General features: G+C 33.1%; 24 protein-coding genes. 15 read left to right on the top strand and 9 right to left on the bottom strand.

Annotated features, from left to right (window positions below):
* Positions 1-111 precede the first annotated feature (111 nt).
* On the top strand, positions 112-1,020 hold the full coding sequence (locus RBB48_RS09025; protein WP_199695131.1) for an alpha/beta fold hydrolase: 909 nt from the start codon (positions 112-114) through the stop codon (positions 1,018-1,020).
* A 199-nt stretch (positions 1,021-1,219) separates the two neighbouring features.
* On the opposite strand, the gene RBB48_RS09030 is transcribed toward RBB48_RS09025, so the two are convergent.
* On the bottom strand, positions 1,220-1,327 hold the full coding sequence (locus RBB48_RS09030) for a YjcZ family sporulation protein (protein ID WP_000505670.1): 108 nt from the start codon (positions 1,325-1,327) through the stop codon (positions 1,220-1,222).
* 462 nt (positions 1,328-1,789) lie between these two features.
* Here RBB48_RS09030 and RBB48_RS09035 point away from each other — a divergent pair, with 462 nt between their 5' ends.
* Positions 1,790-2,203 (top strand): hypothetical protein, encoded by a 414-nt coding sequence (locus tag RBB48_RS09035; RefSeq protein ID WP_000120201.1) that lies wholly within the window; start codon positions 1,790-1,792, stop codon positions 2,201-2,203.
* Between the two features lie 86 nt (positions 2,204-2,289).
* On the opposite strand, the gene RBB48_RS09040 is transcribed toward RBB48_RS09035, so the two are convergent.
* Entirely contained in the window at positions 2,290-2,766 is a 477-nt protein-coding gene (locus tag RBB48_RS09040) for a hypothetical protein (RefSeq protein WP_098649503.1), read from the bottom strand.
* Between the two features lie 170 nt (positions 2,767-2,936).
* On the opposite strand from RBB48_RS09040, the gene RBB48_RS09045 reads away from it, so the two are divergent.
* The 3 genes from RBB48_RS09045 to RBB48_RS09055 all read left to right on the top strand — a co-directional run bounded on the left by RBB48_RS09045 (position 2,937) and on the right by RBB48_RS09055 (position 3,904).
* The gene (locus RBB48_RS09045; RefSeq protein ID WP_000448812.1) at positions 2,937-3,326 is read left to right on the top strand and encodes a YflT domain-containing protein; all 390 of its coding nucleotides are present in this window, start codon (positions 2,937-2,939) and stop codon (positions 3,324-3,326) included.
* 50 nt (positions 3,327-3,376) lie between these two features.
* The gene (locus tag RBB48_RS09050; RefSeq protein ID WP_001293468.1) at positions 3,377-3,577 is read left to right on the top strand and encodes a CsbD family protein; all 201 of its coding nucleotides are present in this window, start codon (positions 3,377-3,379) and stop codon (positions 3,575-3,577) included.
* Positions 3,578-3,652: 75 nt separating this feature from the next.
* Positions 3,653-3,904, top strand: coding sequence for a GlsB/YeaQ/YmgE family stress response membrane protein (locus RBB48_RS09055; RefSeq protein WP_000522902.1), 252 nt, complete (start codon positions 3,653-3,655; stop codon positions 3,902-3,904).
* Positions 3,905-4,086: 182 nt separating this feature from the next.
* On the opposite strand, the gene RBB48_RS09060 is transcribed toward RBB48_RS09055, so the two are convergent.
* Positions 4,087-4,287, bottom strand: coding sequence for a methyltransferase (locus RBB48_RS09060; RefSeq protein ID WP_000390989.1), 201 nt, complete (start codon positions 4,285-4,287; stop codon positions 4,087-4,089).
* Positions 4,288-4,483: 196 nt separating this feature from the next.
* On the opposite strand from RBB48_RS09060, the gene rsbV reads away from it, so the two are divergent.
* The 5 genes from rsbV (at position 4,484) to RBB48_RS09085 (ending at position 7,870) form a co-directional block, all read left to right on the top strand.
* Complete coding sequence (gene rsbV / locus RBB48_RS09065; protein WP_001999229.1) at positions 4,484-4,822, top strand: anti sigma b factor antagonist RsbV; 339 nt, start codon at positions 4,484-4,486, stop codon at positions 4,820-4,822.
* A gap of 6 nt (positions 4,823-4,828) precedes the next feature.
* On the top strand, positions 4,829-5,311 hold the full coding sequence (gene rsbW, locus RBB48_RS09070; protein ID WP_087957589.1) for an anti-sigma B factor RsbW: 483 nt from the start codon (positions 4,829-4,831) through the stop codon (positions 5,309-5,311).
* The gene (sigB, locus tag RBB48_RS09075; RefSeq protein WP_088062268.1) at positions 5,274-6,050 is read left to right on the top strand and encodes an RNA polymerase sigma factor SigB; all 777 of its coding nucleotides are present in this window, start codon (positions 5,274-5,276) and stop codon (positions 6,048-6,050) included. The genes rsbW and sigB overlap by 38 nt, the downstream gene beginning before the upstream one ends.
* A 69-nt stretch (positions 6,051-6,119) precedes the next feature.
* Positions 6,120-6,560 (top strand): ferritin-like domain-containing protein, encoded by a 441-nt coding sequence (locus RBB48_RS09080; protein ID WP_088062271.1) that lies wholly within the window; start codon positions 6,120-6,122, stop codon positions 6,558-6,560.
* A gap of 167 nt (positions 6,561-6,727) precedes the next feature.
* Positions 6,728-7,870, top strand: coding sequence for a fused response regulator/phosphatase (locus RBB48_RS09085; RefSeq protein WP_088062273.1), 1,143 nt, complete (start codon positions 6,728-6,730; stop codon positions 7,868-7,870).
* A 38-nt stretch (positions 7,871-7,908) separates the two neighbouring features.
* Here the strand turns inward: RBB48_RS09085 and RBB48_RS09090 are convergent, their stop codons facing one another.
* The 3 genes from RBB48_RS09090 to RBB48_RS09100 form a co-directional block, all read right to left on the bottom strand.
* A complete protein-coding gene (locus RBB48_RS09090; RefSeq protein ID WP_088062275.1) occupies positions 7,909-8,766 on the bottom strand; it encodes a CheR family methyltransferase in 858 nt (285 codons plus the stop codon).
* Between the two features lie 16 nt (positions 8,767-8,782).
* A complete protein-coding gene (locus RBB48_RS09095; protein WP_306007562.1) occupies positions 8,783-11,473 on the bottom strand; it encodes an ATP-binding protein in 2,691 nt (896 codons plus the stop codon).
* A 205-nt stretch (positions 11,474-11,678) separates the two neighbouring features.
* Positions 11,679-11,930 (bottom strand): hypothetical protein, encoded by a 252-nt coding sequence (locus RBB48_RS09100; protein ID WP_000991707.1) that lies wholly within the window; start codon positions 11,928-11,930, stop codon positions 11,679-11,681.
* A gap of 222 nt (positions 11,931-12,152) precedes the next feature.
* Here RBB48_RS09100 and RBB48_RS09105 point away from each other — a divergent pair, with 222 nt between their 5' ends.
* The 5 genes from RBB48_RS09105 to RBB48_RS09125 all read left to right on the top strand — a co-directional run bounded on the left by RBB48_RS09105 (position 12,153) and on the right by RBB48_RS09125 (position 14,293).
* On the top strand, positions 12,153-12,293 hold the full coding sequence (locus RBB48_RS09105) for a hypothetical protein (RefSeq protein WP_080377776.1): 141 nt from the start codon (positions 12,153-12,155) through the stop codon (positions 12,291-12,293).
* A gap of 36 nt (positions 12,294-12,329) precedes the next feature.
* Complete coding sequence (locus tag RBB48_RS09110; RefSeq protein ID WP_088062279.1) at positions 12,330-12,860, top strand: general stress protein; 531 nt, start codon at positions 12,330-12,332, stop codon at positions 12,858-12,860.
* A gap of 138 nt (positions 12,861-12,998) precedes the next feature.
* A complete protein-coding gene (locus RBB48_RS09115) occupies positions 12,999-13,202 on the top strand; it encodes a DUF4028 family protein (RefSeq protein ID WP_088062281.1) in 204 nt (67 codons plus the stop codon).
* Between the two features lie 136 nt (positions 13,203-13,338).
* Positions 13,339-13,650 carry a YbjQ family protein gene (locus RBB48_RS09120; RefSeq protein WP_000637510.1) on the top strand — a complete coding sequence of 104 codons (312 nt, stop codon included), beginning with the start codon at positions 13,339-13,341 and terminating at the stop codon, positions 13,648-13,650.
* 496 nt (positions 13,651-14,146) lie between these two features.
* The gene (locus RBB48_RS09125; protein ID WP_000498635.1) at positions 14,147-14,293 is read left to right on the top strand and encodes a hypothetical protein; all 147 of its coding nucleotides are present in this window, start codon (positions 14,147-14,149) and stop codon (positions 14,291-14,293) included.
* 96 nt (positions 14,294-14,389) lie between these two features.
* Here RBB48_RS09125 and RBB48_RS09130 read toward each other — a convergent pair whose 3' ends face one another.
* The 3 genes from RBB48_RS09130 to RBB48_RS09140 form a co-directional block, all read right to left on the bottom strand.
* Positions 14,390-14,695 carry a hypothetical protein gene (locus RBB48_RS09130; RefSeq protein WP_097906875.1) on the bottom strand — a complete coding sequence of 102 codons (306 nt, stop codon included), beginning with the start codon at positions 14,693-14,695 and terminating at the stop codon, positions 14,390-14,392.
* A gap of 56 nt (positions 14,696-14,751) precedes the next feature.
* The gene (locus tag RBB48_RS09135; protein WP_199695135.1) at positions 14,752-15,942 is read right to left on the bottom strand and encodes an MFS transporter; all 1,191 of its coding nucleotides are present in this window, start codon (positions 15,940-15,942) and stop codon (positions 14,752-14,754) included.
* A gap of 70 nt (positions 15,943-16,012) precedes the next feature.
* A complete protein-coding gene (locus RBB48_RS09140; RefSeq protein ID WP_306007563.1) occupies positions 16,013-16,693 on the bottom strand; it encodes a FadR/GntR family transcriptional regulator in 681 nt (226 codons plus the stop codon).
* Positions 16,694-16,696 lie beyond the last annotated feature (3 nt).

Below are 16,696 nucleotides of genomic sequence, written 5' to 3' on the forward strand. Positions count from 1 at the left end.
TCTTTTTTCTAAATGACAGTTTTGGCTTAAAGAAGATAAATTTTCAATGGATGATTCCCATGAATATATAAATAAAGTTTATCCATATATTTGTAGAAAGGAGGGATTCAAATGAAGAGAGAGGATAATAAGGTTGGTCACTTTATATCTGAAAAAGGAAAAGAAGACTTTCAAATTGCCTACGATGAATCAATGGCACTTCTTCCAACACCTAACGATATGAAAGATATAGAAACTACATTTGGCACAATTCGTACGTATTACTTTACTAAAGAGGAAAATAAACATAAGGAACCAATACTCTTACTCCCTGGACGTGGTGCATCTACTCCAATGTGGGTACCGAATTTAGAAGGGTTAAGGGAGAAAAGGCCTGTTTACACAATCGATTTACTTGGTGAACCTGGAATGAGCGTGCAAACGAAGGTGATTGAAAACCAAAAACAACAAGCAGAATGGTTAAATGAAGTAATTGAAGGATTAGGTTTAAAAAAAGTGCATATCGTGGGTGTCTCTATTGGAGGTTGGACAGCAATGAATTTGGCCAGATATAACCCTAAGCATATTGCTACGGCTAGTTTATTGGACCCAGTCTTTGTATTTGCACAAATATCCATAAAGATGATTCTGGCATCTATTCCAGCTTCCGTTCCTATTGTACCTAAGTTTTTAAGAGAAAAGATGTTAAGCTATGTTTCTGGAGGAGCAGAAACAAATGATGATGAGCCAATCGCTAAGTTAATCGAGTCGGGCATGCGTAACTATAAATTGAAAACACCAGCGCCTGATTTATTTAGTAAAGAAGACTTAAAAAATATCAATGTTCCAGTGCTTGCCTTAATGGCTGAAAAAAGTACAATGCACAATTCGGTAAAAGCAGTCGAAACTGGAAAAAAATACGTTAAAGATATAGATATAGTGAACTGGAAAAATGCATCTCACGCAATTAATGGTGAGTTCTCTAACGAAGTTAATGCCAGAATCCTTGATTTTGTAGAAAAACATTCTACTGATAAATAAGTTGAAAGTGGGAAATATGTTGTAATGACAATTTTACTTCTTCTATTTTCATGAATATGTATAATTACATAAAAAATCAAGGGAAAAGAGAGTATACTTTGATATTGTGTAATAAAGATAAGGCCCGCCTACGGAAATAGGTGGGCTTTTTTTACATATGAAGAAAAGACACTCACATGAGTGTCTTTTCGATAGTTTTTTAGCAGAAGCAAGCAGCTCCAACGATGATTAATAAAATAAACAATACAACTAATAAAGCAAATCCTCCGGCGAAGCCACAGCCGCCACAACTACCACCAAAGCCCATAATAGTTCCTCCTTTTAATAGGAGAGGAAAACCAAGAGTTCACTCATGTGTTTTAACGGATTCAATTTACTTTATGCTTTTACAAATGAATGGAGCAGGTCCTTTCCAAAATAGATTTATTTATCCCGCTTTAATGGGCAGTAAGCCCCCCACCTCAAAATTCAGCGAAAGCAAAGAAGTTAGGTGGGGGTCGGGCTGCCCATTAAAGTCCGATTGGTTCAACTAATAATCAGTGGGGGATGAAGAAAACCCCCACTGATTAAAGTTTCACTTTATTCTTAGAAAGAGTTCAAGGGCAAAATAGGAGAATCTATATTATTCTTTAAGAAGGAATAAATAAAAAATAAAATATCCAAAAATACAGATAGAAATCCGCTTTTATACCTTTCATTAAAATAATACTAGCATTATATATTATAAGGAATACTTGTCCTTAATTGTAAATGAAAGGGGGGAATTGATATGAGTTATGGCTATGGTCATCCTCCTGGAAAATGTCATAAACATCACAATGAAACTTTGTCAACGGGTGTATTACGTAGACATTCCGCTACGTTGTTTCTTACTGTGGAAGCTATGAATGTTGATCCAGATGATACTCATACAGTAACTGTTGAAATGTTTGATTGGTCATCGGGTTCTCCGGTATTGTTACCATTAGTAGACCCTTCAACACAAACATTGGCACCTAATCGATATGTTACTTTTCGTTCAGCAGCTCTTCCTCCAGGAGTTTTTGCTTATGAAGTAAGAATCATTCGTTCGAAAGATAGAGATGTTGTTACGAATGTTTTTGGTCTTAGTGCAATAGTATTTAACCCACAAGAAGGAAATAATGTTTTACAACATGATTTAGCAAAATTAGATCTTAAATAGATTTTATACAAGTTTATTTATTGGACAAGATTAAAAAAGAGTAGGATTACATCCTACTCTTTTTTAACATCAATTATATTAAAATTTTAAAAGAAATCCTTCATCATTTTCACATCTTTAATATTCACTGTCACACCTTCAACCTTATCTTTCTTCTCATCTTTAGCAATCGTAATTTGCTCCTTATTATCAATCCACACAAGAAACTCTTCTTTTGCGTCATCTTTATATGTAACGGTTATAGTAGAATGTGCAGATTTTCGCTTTTTTTGATCTAGTGTAATTGTTTTAGGCGTGCCTTTTTGAACTGCTGAAACGATAGATTGTATCATTTCTTCGTTGTCGGTTTGAGATTTTGAAACGTTGTTATTTTTTGTGCTAAGTATTTCGATATCTGTAATATTTGCGGAGTTTAATTGAAAGGCATTTTGTTTCTGTTCTTGTTTAGCTTGTGGAGATTTGTTTGTAGCTGAGGTACTGGCACAGCCTATTAAAGTGAAAGATAGAGCGGTTAGAGCACATAAATAAGTTGTTTTTTCATAGTATCCCTCCTTACGCTTAATTATAACAATTTTCTGTTAATTTAGGTAGTTATTGTAAGCGGATTTACTCTACTAGTTTTAGGATAGAAAAAATTCACATAACTTTTTTCATATTTTATGTTTAACATTTCGAAAATGGGTGTACTACATATAATATAACAAATAATTCATTTTAAAGGAGGAAGTTAAAGATGGAAACGAAGTATAGTAAACCTTTTGTATATGAATTTATTACGGAGAAAGAGGTCATGAATGCGGCGAATGATTTAGTGAAGAAAGGGATAGACCAAAAAGATATTTACGTATTAACACATGAGAAAGAGAGGACAGATAGAATCGCAGACAATGCAGACGTGAATACAATTGGGATAAAGGAGGAGGGACTTGGGACAAGCATTATTAACGTCTTTCAAAACACGGGAGATCAGTTAAGAAATAAGATGCAAGAGTTAGGGCTTAATGAGGAAGAGGCGAACTTCTACGAAGAAAAGCTGGATGAAGGAAAAATCTTGTTATTCGTTAAGGATTTAGAAAGAGTCGGTGAATGGTTACAAGAAAGAAGATGCATGTATTCTATTTAAATTTGTATCCTGTAAATCTATAAATCTATTACGAAAAGGAGATTGTAAATATGAGTGAGAACGGACTAAAAGAACAAGTTAAAGGTAAAGTTGAAAAGAAAAAAGGACAAGTAAAAGAAGGAATTGGTGAAGTTACAGAAGATAGAGAGTTGAAAAATGAAGGGAAGTGGGAAAAAACGAAGGGAACGATAAAAGAAAAAGTCGGAAAAGTGAAACAAAAGATAAGTGATGAATTGGATAATAAAGAATAATATATGTTCATCAAGCTTTGGTTACATACCAAAGCTTGATGAATCCAATATAAAACGAATATAGGAGGTTTAATTGTGGGACTTATTATTACGTGTATTGTAGGTGGACTTATTGGTGCGTTAGCTGGAATGATTACAGGAAAAGACTTTCCGTTAGGTATAGTTGGTAACGTGATTGCCGGATTAATCGGATCTTGGGTAGGTAGTGCGTTATTTGGTCATTGGGGTCCTGAATGGGGAGGCATCTTTATTCTTCCAGCTTTATTAGGTGCAATCGTCTTTATTTTAATCGTTACATTCTTTTCTAGAATGCTGCGGAAAGCGTAAGTATGATAATGAATAGTAATCCTAAGTTTGTTATATGCGACTATAAGGTTAATAAGCTCGTAAAAATACATAAAAAAAGCATCCAATTAAACTAATTTGGATGCTTTTTTTATGTAATCTGCATAGGAAAGAGTGGAGGATGAAGAACCCCCACTCATTAAAATTACACTTTCTATTATGTATTAAACCATCGTTACTTTTTCACAATTATTTATTTTTACGACCTGCCTTGGTTCTATATGAGATAAGTCTTCGCTATTACCGATATCCACTACAATTGTATTCGTTAGTATGTTAATAATGGAACCAATTAATTTTGTAGCATGATCGTGTCGATAAGAAAATTGAACAAAATCTCCCTTTTTAAAGTTGTGCTCTTCCATAGATAGATCCCCCTAAAAATAATGTTTATACATTATACATACACAAAATTATAAGTTTTAAACATTTATTAGTACGATTTAAGTGTTAAGCCGAGAAAGGTGTAGAAAATTTATTTATAATGAAAATAAAAAAATATGTTTAAAATTAATTTTTATGGGTAATTAAATAGTAAGAGTTTGAGATAAGGGGGCGGAAATGATGAATTTGGCAATAAATATTTTGCAAAATGATGTAGGTTATACAGTACAACTTAATGGTGAAATTGACGCATATACGGCATCAGATTTGAAAAATAAGATTATGCCTATTGCAAGCGAAAAAGAGGTTCATATTGTAGTAGATTTTACTGAGGTAGAGTATATGGATAGTACAGGTTTAGGTGTGTTTATAGCTCTATTAAAAGCAATTAAGAAAAATGATGGAAAGCTAGAGTTTATTGGTGTATCTAAAAGACTAAAAAGATTATTCGATATTACAGGACTAACAGAAATATTAAATTTGAATTCCGATTTTGAAAAAGTAGAAAGAAGGTGACTAGGGATGATGGAGAGATTTGAAAAGATAGAAATGAAAATTCCTGCAAAGGCAGAATATGTGGCTATTATTCGTTTAACAATGGCTGGTGTTGCGAATCGAATGGGCTTTGCTTATGACGATATAGAAGATATGAAAATTGCTATTAGTGAAGCATGTACAAATATTGTACAACATGCATACAAAGAAGACGTTGGAGAAATTGCAATTGTCTTTGGGCTATATGAAGATCGATTAGAAATTATGGTTGCTGATAATGGGATTAGCTTTGATTTTAGCACCTTAAAAGAGAAAGTTGGTCCGTATGATATTAGTAAACCAGTAGAACATTTGCCGGAAAATGGTTTAGGTTTATATTTAATCAATACGTTAATGGATGATATACAAATTATGCATGATGAGGGCATGACAGTTTTAATGACAAAATATATACAAAGAGAGCAGGTGGAGAATGATGGAAATCCAATCTCAACCTACAAATCTTGCTAAAGAAGACGTTATTAAACTAATTGCAGACTTCCAACAAAACCAATGTGATGAAGCACAGGAAAGATTAGTTCATCACTATAAAAATCTCGTACATTCCATTGCATATCGCTATTCAAAAGGTGGGCCGATGCATGAGGATATTATACAAGTAGGAATGTTAGGGCTCTTAGGCGCAATAAGAAGGTATGATTACTCGATAGGGAATGCTTTTGAGCCGTTTGCAATACCTACGATAGTAGGCGAAATAAAGAAGTATTTACGTGATAAAACTTGGGGTATTCATGTTCCAAGGCGAATTAAAGATTTAGGCGGGAAGATTAAACTTGCGATAGAGGAGCTAACAGATCAACTGCAACGTTCACCGAAGATTATAGAGATTGCGGATCATTTAGAACTATCCGAAGAGGAAGTGCTAGAAATTATGGATGCGAAAAATAATTATCGAGTATCTTCCTTAGACGATGTAGTTGAAAATTCATCTGATGGCAGTTCGGTAGCGAGAATTGAATCTGTAGGTGAAGTAGAGCAAGGATATGAAGAGACAGAAAGACGTCTCGTTTTAAAGGATATTTTTAACGTATTAAATGAGACGGAAAAGAGTGTCATTCATTATATATTTGGAGAGAATTTAAATCAAAAGGATACAGGGGAACGGTTAGGTATTTCACAAATGCACGTTTCTCGTATTAAAAGACAAGCGATAAGTAAATTGAAGCAAGCAGCGTTTTTAGATACATAAAAATTTTAAAGAATTATGTTTAAAACATGAGAAAAGGGGTAGTTATTAAGTATAGGAGGAGATATAAAAATGTCACACGATGTGAAAGAACTAATCGAAGGATTGAATAAAGATTTAGCAGGAGAATACTCGGCAATTATTATGTATAACCATAATGCTGCTACAGTTTCTGGTATATATAGACAAGTGTTAAAACCTTTCTTTGAATCTGAAATTAGTGATGAACAAGGACATGCCCTATATTTAGCGGAGAAAATTAAGACGTTAGGTGGTACACCTACTACGATCCCTTTACCAGTGAAACAAGTAGAAGATGTTAGAGAAATGTTAGAAGAAGCTAGGAAGTCAGAATATGAAACAATTAAGCGTTATGAAACGAGAAAAGAACAGGCCGCGAAATTAAATATGACAGAGTTAGTTGTAAAGTTAGAAGATATGATTGCAGATGAAACAAATCATATGGAAGAGTTAGATCGTCTTTTAAGTGATAAAGCAATGGTGTTAAATTAATTTATAGAGTGAAAGAACAAACTCTCATTTCTAGGGGGTTTGTTCTTTTGCTGTATAAAAAATATGTTTGAGTAGGAAATTTTCATTTTGTAACTGAGTATGTAATACTAGAAAAATAGAAAATGATCATAGATTTACATTTTATATAAGAAAAGGGGAAATAACTTGTGTCCATTTTAATTGTCGATGATAATCCGGTTAACATCTTTGTAATTGAAAAAATTTTAAAACAAGCCGGATATCAGGATCTTGTATCGCTTAATTCTGCACAAGAGCTTTTCGAATACATTCAATTTGGAAAAGATTCTTCCAGGTATAATGAAATTGATTTAATACTATTAGATATTATGATGCCTGAAATTGACGGACTTGAAGTTTGTAGGCGATTACAAAAAGAGGAGAAGTTTAAAGATATTCCTATTATTTTTGTAACAGCTTTAGAAGATGCGAATAAATTAGCTGAAGCGCTTGATATAGGCGCAATGGATTATATTACGAAACCGATAAATAAAGTTGAATTGTTAGCGCGTATGCGTGTAGCATTACGCTTGAAATCGGAATTAAATTGGCATAAAGAACAAGAAGAAAACCTTCGTAATGAATTGGATTTAGCTACACAAGTACAAAGAAACTTATTAAGTAGCCCATTAAGAGAAGATCATATAAAAATTGAAGCAAGCTATTTACCTTCATTCAAACTAGCTGGAGATATGTATTATTGGTATAAAATCGATAAAAACCGCTACGGTATTATATTATTAGATGTGATGGGACATGGTATATCTGCTTCATTAGTTTGTATGTTTATTTCGTCTGTATTACGTGAAACGATTAAATCTTTAATCGATCCAGAACTTGTCATTAAAGACTTAAATAAATATATGACTCTTTTACATAATGAGAATGATAATATTCCATATTATTTTACAGCGATATACTTAGTAGTTGATACAGAAAAGAGAACAATTGAATATGTAAATGCAGGACATCCTTCTGGATACGTTTTAGTCGATGAAGCGAATGTAGTGGAACTAAATCGCGGGGGTTGTGCGGTAGGATTTTTTGATGAAATAAAAGTTGAAAAGACAGTTATACCTTTTGAGGAGAACGCTCAAATATTATTATTTACAGATGGTGTGCTTGAAGCAATTGCAAATGATGAATTTGAGTCTGAAGAGAAATTACGTGCTTTTACAGAAAGAAAATGGGGAGATTTAGAAGAAGAGATAGAAGGGTTTTATAAGGAAGAACAGAAGAAAACACAATCAGATGATATGTGCCTCATTATGATACAAACGAATGCGAAATAAAAAGCGTATGAAATCCAAACAGAGGATTTCATACGCTTTTATTGTATTTTTTGATAGATTTGTTCGTTCGGATTAAACTGGATATAATGCGGCATTATATTTGAAAAACGAAGAGTTTCTTTATTTCCTAAACATAGGAATCCATTGTGGCCTAAACTTTCATAAAATAGTTGCTGTACTTGGTTTTGAAGTTTACCTGTAAAATAAATTAAAACGTTACGGCAAAGTATAATATGAAATTCGTTAAAAGATTGATCAGTTACTAAATTATGTTGCGCAAAGATAATGTTTTGTAAAAGAGATGGATTAAAATAAGCAAAACGATTATCTGTTGAATAGTAGTTAGAAAATGCTTGTGTACCGCCAGCTTGTAAATAGTTTTTCGTATAAGTTTGCATTTTATTTAACGGAAGGATGCCTTGTTTTGCTTTTTCTAACACATTTGTATTCATATCTGTTGCGTAAATAACAGCTTTTTCACTTAATCCTTCTTCGTGAAGTAAGATGGACATGGATAATACTTCTTCACCAGTTGCGCATCCAGCATGCCAAATTCTAATTTCAGGATACTTTTTTAATTCAGGAATGACATGCTCTCTTAGCGCTTTAAAAAAGTTAGGGTTACGGAACATTTCAGTTACATTAATGGAGAAATCATTTAATAACTGTTCTAAAAACCCTTCCTCATGAATTACTTTTTCAATTAACTTTGAAATGGTTGGTATATTAGAGATCTGCATTCGATTACAAATTCTTCTATAAATAGATGTACGAGCATATTGGCGGAAATCGAAGCCAGATAGTTTAAATACCGCTTCTAATAGTAATTCAATTTCTAAGTTCGTGCGCTTATCCATATCGACGGATGGATCAAAATTATAATACTTATTTTCCACTTAAATTAAACCTCACTTAGTTTATTAACCATACACTCATTACCGAATAGAGTTGATGTAAATTTAATGGTTTACTTATATAATCTGAAGCGCCAGCAGATAAACATTTCTCTTTATCATTTGGCATTGCTTTCGCAGTTAATGCGATAATAGGTATTTCATGTAACCTTAAGTTCATTCGGATATGTTCCATCGTTTCATAACCGTCCATATTCGGCATCATAATATCCATTAAAATAAGGTCAATATTTGTATTGTTTTTTAGTATGTCTAAACACTCTATGCCATTTTGTGCAGTAATAATGTTGGCATGCTGTTTTTTTAATGCATTTTGTAATGCAAATATATTTCGGTGATCATCATCGACAATTAAAATGGTTTTCTCTTGGAAGACATTATTTGTTTCAGGAGTCACGATAGTTTCCTCCACAACTTCAGCAGGGGTAACATCTTCTATCGTTGCTGCAACCTCTAAATTGGATACTTGTATATCAGTTAATCCATTTGGAAGGTTAGGAATATATACAGTGAAAGTACTGCCTTCTCCTACATTACTCTCTAACGTAATCCAACCACCTAACAATCTAGCAAACTCTTTACAAATAGATAACCCTAAGCCTGTACCACCATATTTCCGAATTGTTGCTCCATCTGCCTGTTGAAAGGCTTCGAAAATGAGTTGCTGCTGTTCTTTAGCGATACCAATACCAGTATCTTTTACTGAAATTGTAATCCAATCATTACTTATAGACTGCATTTCATGACTTAAATTAGTTGCTTCTATTGAATTGAAATGTAAAGAGACGGATCCTTTTTCCGTGAATTTAAATGCATTGGATAATAAGTTTTTAATAATTTGTTCAATCCGTTTTGCATCTGTATAAAATAGATCAGGAATCGTATCACTGTCTTCAATCGTAAATTCGACATTTTTTTGTGCAGCTATATGTAAAAAGTTTTGATGCATACTTGCTGCCATGTCACTTATGTTTGTTGCTTCGAAAATAACATCTAGTTTTCCAGCTTCTACTTTAGATAAATCAAGTATGTCATTAATTAAAGTAAGTAAATCTTTTCCTGATGAATGAATGACAGTTGCTAATTCAATTTCATCGTCGGATAAATGATTATCATGATTTTCTTTTAACATTTCAGATAATAGTAAAATACTATTTAACGGTGTGCGTAATTCATGAGACATATTTGCTAGAAATTCTGATTTGTATTTTGAGCTACGTAATAACTCACTTGCTTTTTCTTCTAATTCTGATTTAGTAATTTGTAAGTCAGCTGTCTTTTGCTCTGCCTCTTCCGTTCTAGACTCTAGTTGTTCATTCGTTGTTCGTAATTCTTCGGCTTGCATTTGTAGTTCTTCAGCTTGCGTTTGCAATTCTTCTGATTGAACTTGCAACTCTTCTGTCATTGCTTGTGATTCATGTAAAAGAGTTTGAATTCGCATACGTCCCATAATACTATGGATTGTTAAACCTAGGTTATCAACAGTTTGTTGAATTAAATCTTGATGTAAGTCTGAAATCTCAGTTACACTTACTAATTCCATTACTGCGATTACTTCATCCTCAAATAAGATAGGGACGACTAGTAGGTTTTTAGGGCGTATTTCTAATAAGCCGCTAGTGACATAACGAAATTCTTCTGGTATTTCTCGAAGAATAAAGCTTTGTTTTTCTAAAGCACATTGTCCAATTAAACCTTCACCCATTTTAATGGATTGTTTTCCAATATCAGCACCTTGATCGGCGAAAGAAGCTTTCTTTACATAGTAGACAGTTTCTTCAATTTCTTCACGTACATAGAATGCACCGCAAGAGGTTTGCGTTTTTTGTATAACTCCACTAAGAATTTTTTTACCTAATATCTCAATAGAAGGTACACCTTGATACATTAAAATTAATTCTGCAAGCTCGGTTTGTAACCACTCTCTTTTAGATATTTCGTCTAGTAGGTGGTTCGTTGTATGAGCAAGATCTTTTATTTCATCCCGTGTGTTTACATGAATTCTTTCCGTAATTTTTTCTTTAGAAGAAATGGATTTAATAGCTTGAATTACGTTTTTAATCGTTTTTGTAATGGAATTCGAAATATAGAGTGAAATGATAATAGAAATACAAGAAAGTAAGAACAATAAACCGTATAACCAAATCTCTAATTTATTATTTTGAGTATCTAATTGTGCAGCTCTTTTTTTCGTTAGTTGTTCCTCTACACTACGGAAGTTAGTTAGCTGCGATTGTAGTGATTGAATTTGAGTCGTGTCGATTGCTTGTACGTTATTACTATTGTGATTCGTAATGAATGGGTGAATCTCTTTATTAATCCAACTAGTAATGTTTTCATTAATCTGTTTTAATTTTTCTTGCTGAGAAGGGTTATCCTCTAATAGAGCTAAAAGATCTTGATAATGTTTTTCGTAATCCTTTTCCGCAGCGTTAAGAGATTGAGCGTAATTTGCATCATTAGAAGTGATAAATCCTTTCGCTTTATTTTCAATTGTTAGTAAATCTTTCTCCACTTGATTCGTTAAATTAAGAACTTTAAAATCGTGATCAATAATAAAATTACGAGATTTTTGTAAACTGGAAATCCCATTGTTTAACATAATGAAAGAAATAAGCAAGAACAAAATGATAACTAAATAACCAGCCATAATTTTGAAGCGAATACTAAATTTTGCTTTCGATTTCATTAAAAATTCCTACCTTCAAGGTTATTCAAAGTTTTCAATTGTAAAGAATGAAAAACGTAATATATATTATATCAGTTTTCATAAGGCCAAACTAGAAATCCCCCTATTGTATTAGGGGGTTCTTTTTTAATAGAGGAAATCATTTTGAAATATAAAAACATATATGAAAAGTAACGATCGAGGGAATAGGGGGATAATAAAACTTTTAAGAAGGAAAGAGTGTTCTTAAAGCTTTTTTTGCATCTATTCCTTCAAAGATAAATAATACAAGCTCTCTCTTTTTTACAGTAAGGAAAAAGGATATTAATGTGCTTAAGCTTTTAATAGAAGTAAGTGTTCCGTGTTTACTTATAAATAAATTCGTTTGAAATGTTGTCATTAAAGCATAAAAATGATGAATCTGCGTTATTGTAGGTGTTTCATTATAAAGAATAGTAGTAGATTGGATTGCATTCATCGAAATATTCCTTTCCATATAATAAGCATAACAATATAAACATACCCGTTTTAAAAAATGTTAAACATATAAATAAGAAAAAATATAATTATAGTATTTTAGGTTTAGAAAGGGTTATGAAGGGTATACATATACTAGAAAGAGATTGACTGAAGATGAATTATAAGAGTTCTAGTCTATAAAAATATACTTTTACTTTAAATAAAAAGGAGTCTGGTATACATGAATGAAATGATGATTAATATTACATTTGATTTAATTTACTTGTTAAGTAGTTCGCTTGTGATCCTTTTATTATTCGCTTTTTTCGTAAATGGTTATGTTAATAAGAAGATTAGTGTATACAGAAATGAAGAAAGATAAAGATACATTATATAAAACTTTAGGAGGTTAATAGTTATGGATGTAGATAGAAAAATAGTAGGTGTTTTTAGAACAATTGATGATGCGGCGTTCGTTATTAATGAATTAAATGATAAAGGATACTCGGCGGATAATATTTCAGCTATTGCGAAGGATCAAAAGGAAATTGAACATCTGGAAGAAAAATCGGGTGAAAAAGTGAATCATGAAACTGCACATAAAGCGGATATCTTTTCAGCGACAGGGCTTGTGGCAGGAGGAGTAGCAGGCGGACTCGGTGGTTTATTAACAGGTCTTGGTATACTTGCCGTTTCTGGAATGGGTCCAATCGTAGCAGCGGGACCTATCGCAGCAGCTATTGGAGGAGCCGGTATTGGCGGAGGAGCTGGAAGTTTAATAGGAGCATTTATCGGATTAGGAATTCCCGAAGAACATGCTAAGAAATATGAAGAATACATTTACGATGGAAATATATTAATTTTAGTAGATGCAAAATTAGATGATAAGTTAGAAATCTATAAAATATTTGATAAGCATAATGCGTATAACTCTGATTTCTTTAAATAATATGTACGTCACATATTTAAACATAATGAATATCGTTTTTGATCTTACAACTTTGGCACGGCCGAGGAGTCGTATGACTATAAGAGAGGAAGGGCTTATAGTAAAAGATCAAGTTTAAGAGAGAAGGGGTGTCTTTTCGTGATTGTAAAAATATTAAAGGATAGTAGTAATAGTTTCCTTTGTACGGTTCAAAATAAAAATGGAGAGCAGTATGTGAAGAAATGGTTTAGTAAACAGGAAAACAATGAAGAATTAGGGCGACCAACCTTTAAAGAAGTGGAAAAGGATTGGAAAGAAAATAGAAAATCGTTTATGTATCCTAACGTAAAAGCGGTTTATTAAATAATAGCCGTTTCATTCTTACAAAATTGTCACACTCCTGTAAGGTAATTCAATAGATTAGATACTTTTTCTGTGTCATAATAAAGACATAAGAAAGCGCATTAAAAAACTACAACATATTAGGAGAGTGTCAGTCATGATTGTAACAACAACGTCTGGAATTCAAGGTAAAGAAATTATTGAGTATATCGATATTGTAAATGGTGAAGCTATTATGGGTGCAAATATTGTCCGCGACTTATTCGCTTCCGTTCGTGATGTTGTCGGTGGTCGTGCTGGTTCTTACGAAAGCAAGCTAAAAGAAGCTCGTGATATCGCAATGGATGAAATGAAAGAACTTGCAAAACAAAAAGGTGCGAACGCTATCGTTGGTATTGACGTAGATTACGAAGTTGTTCGTGATGGAATGTTAATGGTTGCTGTAAGTGGTACAGCTGTACGTATATAAGTAAATAAAAAACAGGCTCCCCCTTGAAGTTCATGCTTTGAGGGGATTTTTTTGTTTCATGACTACAGTTAAAATGAATAAGAGTTGATGGCGAATGTACTGGCTCGCTAAAATGATATAACAGCTTAAGGGATAAGCTGAAAAAAAACTATACTGTACATATGTTTAAAATAAGTAAAACGTTATTGTAAAAAATGCTAGGATTGCTCCTAGCATTTCGTGAGGGGGTATTGCACGGGAATTTAGATAATAAGCAGACGTACCTGCTTATTTCAAATGTAGTATATATTGTTTTCAAGGAGAAAAGTAAGAAATACAACAATCTTTATATATGTTTAACGAGAGTGTTAACTTTATAATAAAATTGTTATTTGAGGTAAGGAGAGAAATAATGGTATGAATAACTTTAGAGGGTGTATAGTTTATAGAAATAAACGATTGAGCATGTAAAGAGTTGTATTACATAAAATTTATAATGAATAGAGGGGGTTACATTATGTTTTGGTTAGGATGTTTTTTAGGATATATTGTAGGTTCAGTTATTACATGTGCTCTACTTTACTATGGGTATAGATCCAATGAAAATAAAAAAGCGGATATACAAAAGAGGGAGGAGAGGAAAATCAATAAAAAAGGTGTATAGGATGTGGAAGGTAAGGTGATAACGTTGATGCAAAAATAAAGGACAGTACATATTGTATATGACTACTATGTACTGTCCTCACTTATTTCTTTTGGATTATGAAAAATTATTTCCTGTCTTGCTATAAATTTCATAGGCGAAATAACCAAATAAATAGCCTATTCCAGACCCTAAACTAATGGAAAGCAGTGAGAAGTCCGGGAAAAACATGCCGAAAATCAAACCGATTATACAGCCAACGAGCATTCCTATAGGTATTAAACTGTCTAATAAAATTTGAGCCTCATTTGATTTTTTCTTACCCAATTTGCCGTGCTTATATTTATGTTCCAATCTTTTTATTACAAATACTACAATTCCCCCGACTAGTATAACAGGCCAAATTGCCGAAATTAGCCACATGTTAGAAGCTCCTTTCGCTTTTTAATTAAATTATACCATATATTAACATTTTAAATTTAAGCGGAGACAAGATCTTCTGCATTTCTTTTCCTTTTATTCATGACTAAAGTTAATAGGAATAAAATGAAGCTTAAAAGTGCCATTATAATAAAAACTTGCGTATAACTATTAAAATAGTCACGAGCGATTCCTGCTAGGACAGGAATGAATCCGCCCATAATATATCCTCCTGATTGCATCATAGCAGTCCATGCACTCGCATCTTCTGAAGTTTTTGTTTCATATAGCGGTAGCATAAGAGCGAGTGGAAATACGCCGCCAAGCCCGATACCTAGTAAAATAGAAGGGACCCATGGTGTGGTTAATGGGTAAATCATAAGCGATAAACCTACGAGTACAAAGCATATACTCCCTAATAACCAAAGTGCTCTGTTTTTATAAATATCCGCTAATGTTGGAATTAAAAAGCTGCATATCATTTGAATCACTGTAAAAACAGTTATAAGAGTCCCCGCTTGTTCGCTACTCACACCCATACTTTGATTTGCCGGCGCAAGCCAAGTCGTAATGGAATAAAAGATTCCTGATTGTATCCCGAAAAAGATTGTGAACAACCATGCTTTTTTATTTCTTAAAGGTAAGCTATTATTCTTTTTATTTTGTGTACTCGTATTCTTTTTTCGTTTCATAACGGGATACCAAAACATAATAGCGATAATAGTAAGTACACCCCAAAAAGCGAGTGCCATATTCCAATCGTCTTTTAATACATGTTGTAAAGGAATCGTTAACCCTGCACTTAAAGAAGCACCAGTTCCCATACCTACTGAATATATGCCAATCATTAAGCCGATTTTCGTAGGGAATTTTTCTTTAATAAACCCTGATAGTAACGGGCCTGCAAGTGCAATTCCAATACCGATAAATAAAGAGCTTGTGAATAATGTGGAAATAGAAAAGGTAAAAGCTCTCATACATGTTGCCAAGCCAATTAAAATAAGACAAGCCATAATTGATTTTTCGGCCCCGTATTTTTTAATTACCTTCCCAGTCAGTAAGGCGAATGTCCCCATACAAAAAACAGGAATAGCTGTTAAAAAGCTAACGGAAAAATTGCTTATATTTAAGTCTTGTCGGATTGTTTCTAATACAGGTGAAACAGATGTAATTCCGATACGTAAATTAATAGAAACAAAAAATAGTGCTAGTATATATAAATAAGTTCGTTCTTGATGTTTCAATTTCATTTTCTCCTCTCTTAAACATCAGATGTTATTCGGTATATCATCTGATGTTTGTGTGTAATAGATAAGGAGCTTATTTCAGCTCCAAATTTTGAACGGCGTATGTTCGTGCCTCTTCTGCATTTTGTTTAAAAATAGCTTGGAATAACTTTTCATGAATGTCAGAGTTATCTTCATAGTCCACTGTATTTAATATGAATTGGCTTAAAATGTGGCGAAGGGTAGGTACGAAAGATTGATACAAATCAAGTAGAACTTCGTTTTTACTCGCCTTTGCAATGGCTAGATGAAACTGAATGTCTGCATCTATGTATGCTACATAATTTCCTTCTTGAAGGGCATGTTTTCTTTTATTCAAATGTCCTTTCAAGTATAAAAGATCCTCGTCGCTTCGGCGCTGTGCCGCTAACATCGCCACTTCTTTATCTAACATATTTCGTGCTTCATACACATGATTTATATTAGCTGCTTGCAGTCGTTTTTCAAATGAATCTTGCGTTGTATTGAGTGAGACAATACGAGTACCTTGTCCTTGTCGAACTTCTAATATGCCAGCATGTACTAATATCTTTATGCTTTCTCGCAGTGTTGAACGTCCTACCCCTAACTCTTCCATTAACTGCGGCTCTGTAGGGAGGCGATCACCAACTTCATACTCGCCAGAAAAGATTTTCTCTTGTAGACGTTCCAACACTTCATCGACTAATTTCCGCCGAGAAACTTTTGAAAAAGATTTCTTTTCGTTCATATTCATCTG

The sequence above is a fragment of the Bacillus sp. MMSF_3353 genome, from assembly GCF_030733445.1.
In the GTDB taxonomy this organism is placed as follows: Bacteria; Bacillota; Bacilli; order Bacillales; family Bacillaceae_G; genus Bacillus_A; species Bacillus_A wiedmannii.

Bases quoted from the DNA above. Each gene is read 5' to 3' on its own strand.
- RBB48_RS09050 (WP_001293468.1), top strand. From the start codon at position 3,377: ATGAGTGAGAACGGACTAAAAGAACAAGTTAAAGGTAAAGTTGAAAAG.
- RBB48_RS09100 (WP_000991707.1), bottom strand. From the start codon at position 11,930: ATGAATGCAATCCAATCTACTACTATTCTTTATAATGAAACACCTACA.
- RBB48_RS09120 (WP_000637510.1), top strand. From the start codon at position 13,339: ATGATTGTAACAACAACGTCTGGAATTCAAGGTAAAGAAATTATTGAG.
- RBB48_RS09060 (WP_000390989.1), bottom strand. From the start codon at position 4,287: ATGGAAGAGCACAACTTTAAAAAGGGAGATTTTGTTCAATTTTCTTAT.
- RBB48_RS09025 (WP_199695131.1), top strand. From the start codon at position 112: ATGAAGAGAGAGGATAATAAGGTTGGTCACTTTATATCTGAAAAAGGA.
- RBB48_RS09045 (WP_000448812.1), top strand. From the start codon at position 2,937: ATGGAAACGAAGTATAGTAAACCTTTTGTATATGAATTTATTACGGAG.
- RBB48_RS09110 (WP_088062279.1), top strand. From the start codon at position 12,330: ATGGATGTAGATAGAAAAATAGTAGGTGTTTTTAGAACAATTGATGAT.
- sigB (WP_088062268.1), top strand. From the start codon at position 5,274: ATGATGGAAATCCAATCTCAACCTACAAATCTTGCTAAAGAAGACGTT.
- RBB48_RS09125 (WP_000498635.1), top strand. From the start codon at position 14,147: ATGTTTTGGTTAGGATGTTTTTTAGGATATATTGTAGGTTCAGTTATT.
- RBB48_RS09140 (WP_306007563.1), bottom strand. From the start codon at position 16,693: ATGAATATGAACGAAAAGAAATCTTTTTCAAAAGTTTCTCGGCGGAAA.
- RBB48_RS09095 (WP_306007562.1), bottom strand. From the start codon at position 11,473: ATGAAATCGAAAGCAAAATTTAGTATTCGCTTCAAAATTATGGCTGGT.
- RBB48_RS09135 (WP_199695135.1), bottom strand. From the start codon at position 15,942: ATGAAATTGAAACATCAAGAACGAACTTATTTATATATACTAGCACTA.
- RBB48_RS09080 (WP_088062271.1), top strand. From the start codon at position 6,120: ATGTCACACGATGTGAAAGAACTAATCGAAGGATTGAATAAAGATTTA.
- RBB48_RS09105 (WP_080377776.1), top strand. From the start codon at position 12,153: ATGAATGAAATGATGATTAATATTACATTTGATTTAATTTACTTGTTA.
- rsbV (WP_001999229.1), top strand. From the start codon at position 4,484: ATGATGAATTTGGCAATAAATATTTTGCAAAATGATGTAGGTTATACA.
- rsbW (WP_087957589.1), top strand. From the start codon at position 4,829: ATGATGGAGAGATTTGAAAAGATAGAAATGAAAATTCCTGCAAAGGCA.
- RBB48_RS09130 (WP_097906875.1), bottom strand. From the start codon at position 14,695: ATGTGGCTAATTTCGGCAATTTGGCCTGTTATACTAGTCGGGGGAATT.
- RBB48_RS09035 (WP_000120201.1), top strand. From the start codon at position 1,790: ATGAGTTATGGCTATGGTCATCCTCCTGGAAAATGTCATAAACATCAC.
- RBB48_RS09030 (WP_000505670.1), bottom strand. From the start codon at position 1,327: ATGGGCTTTGGTGGTAGTTGTGGCGGCTGTGGCTTCGCCGGAGGATTT.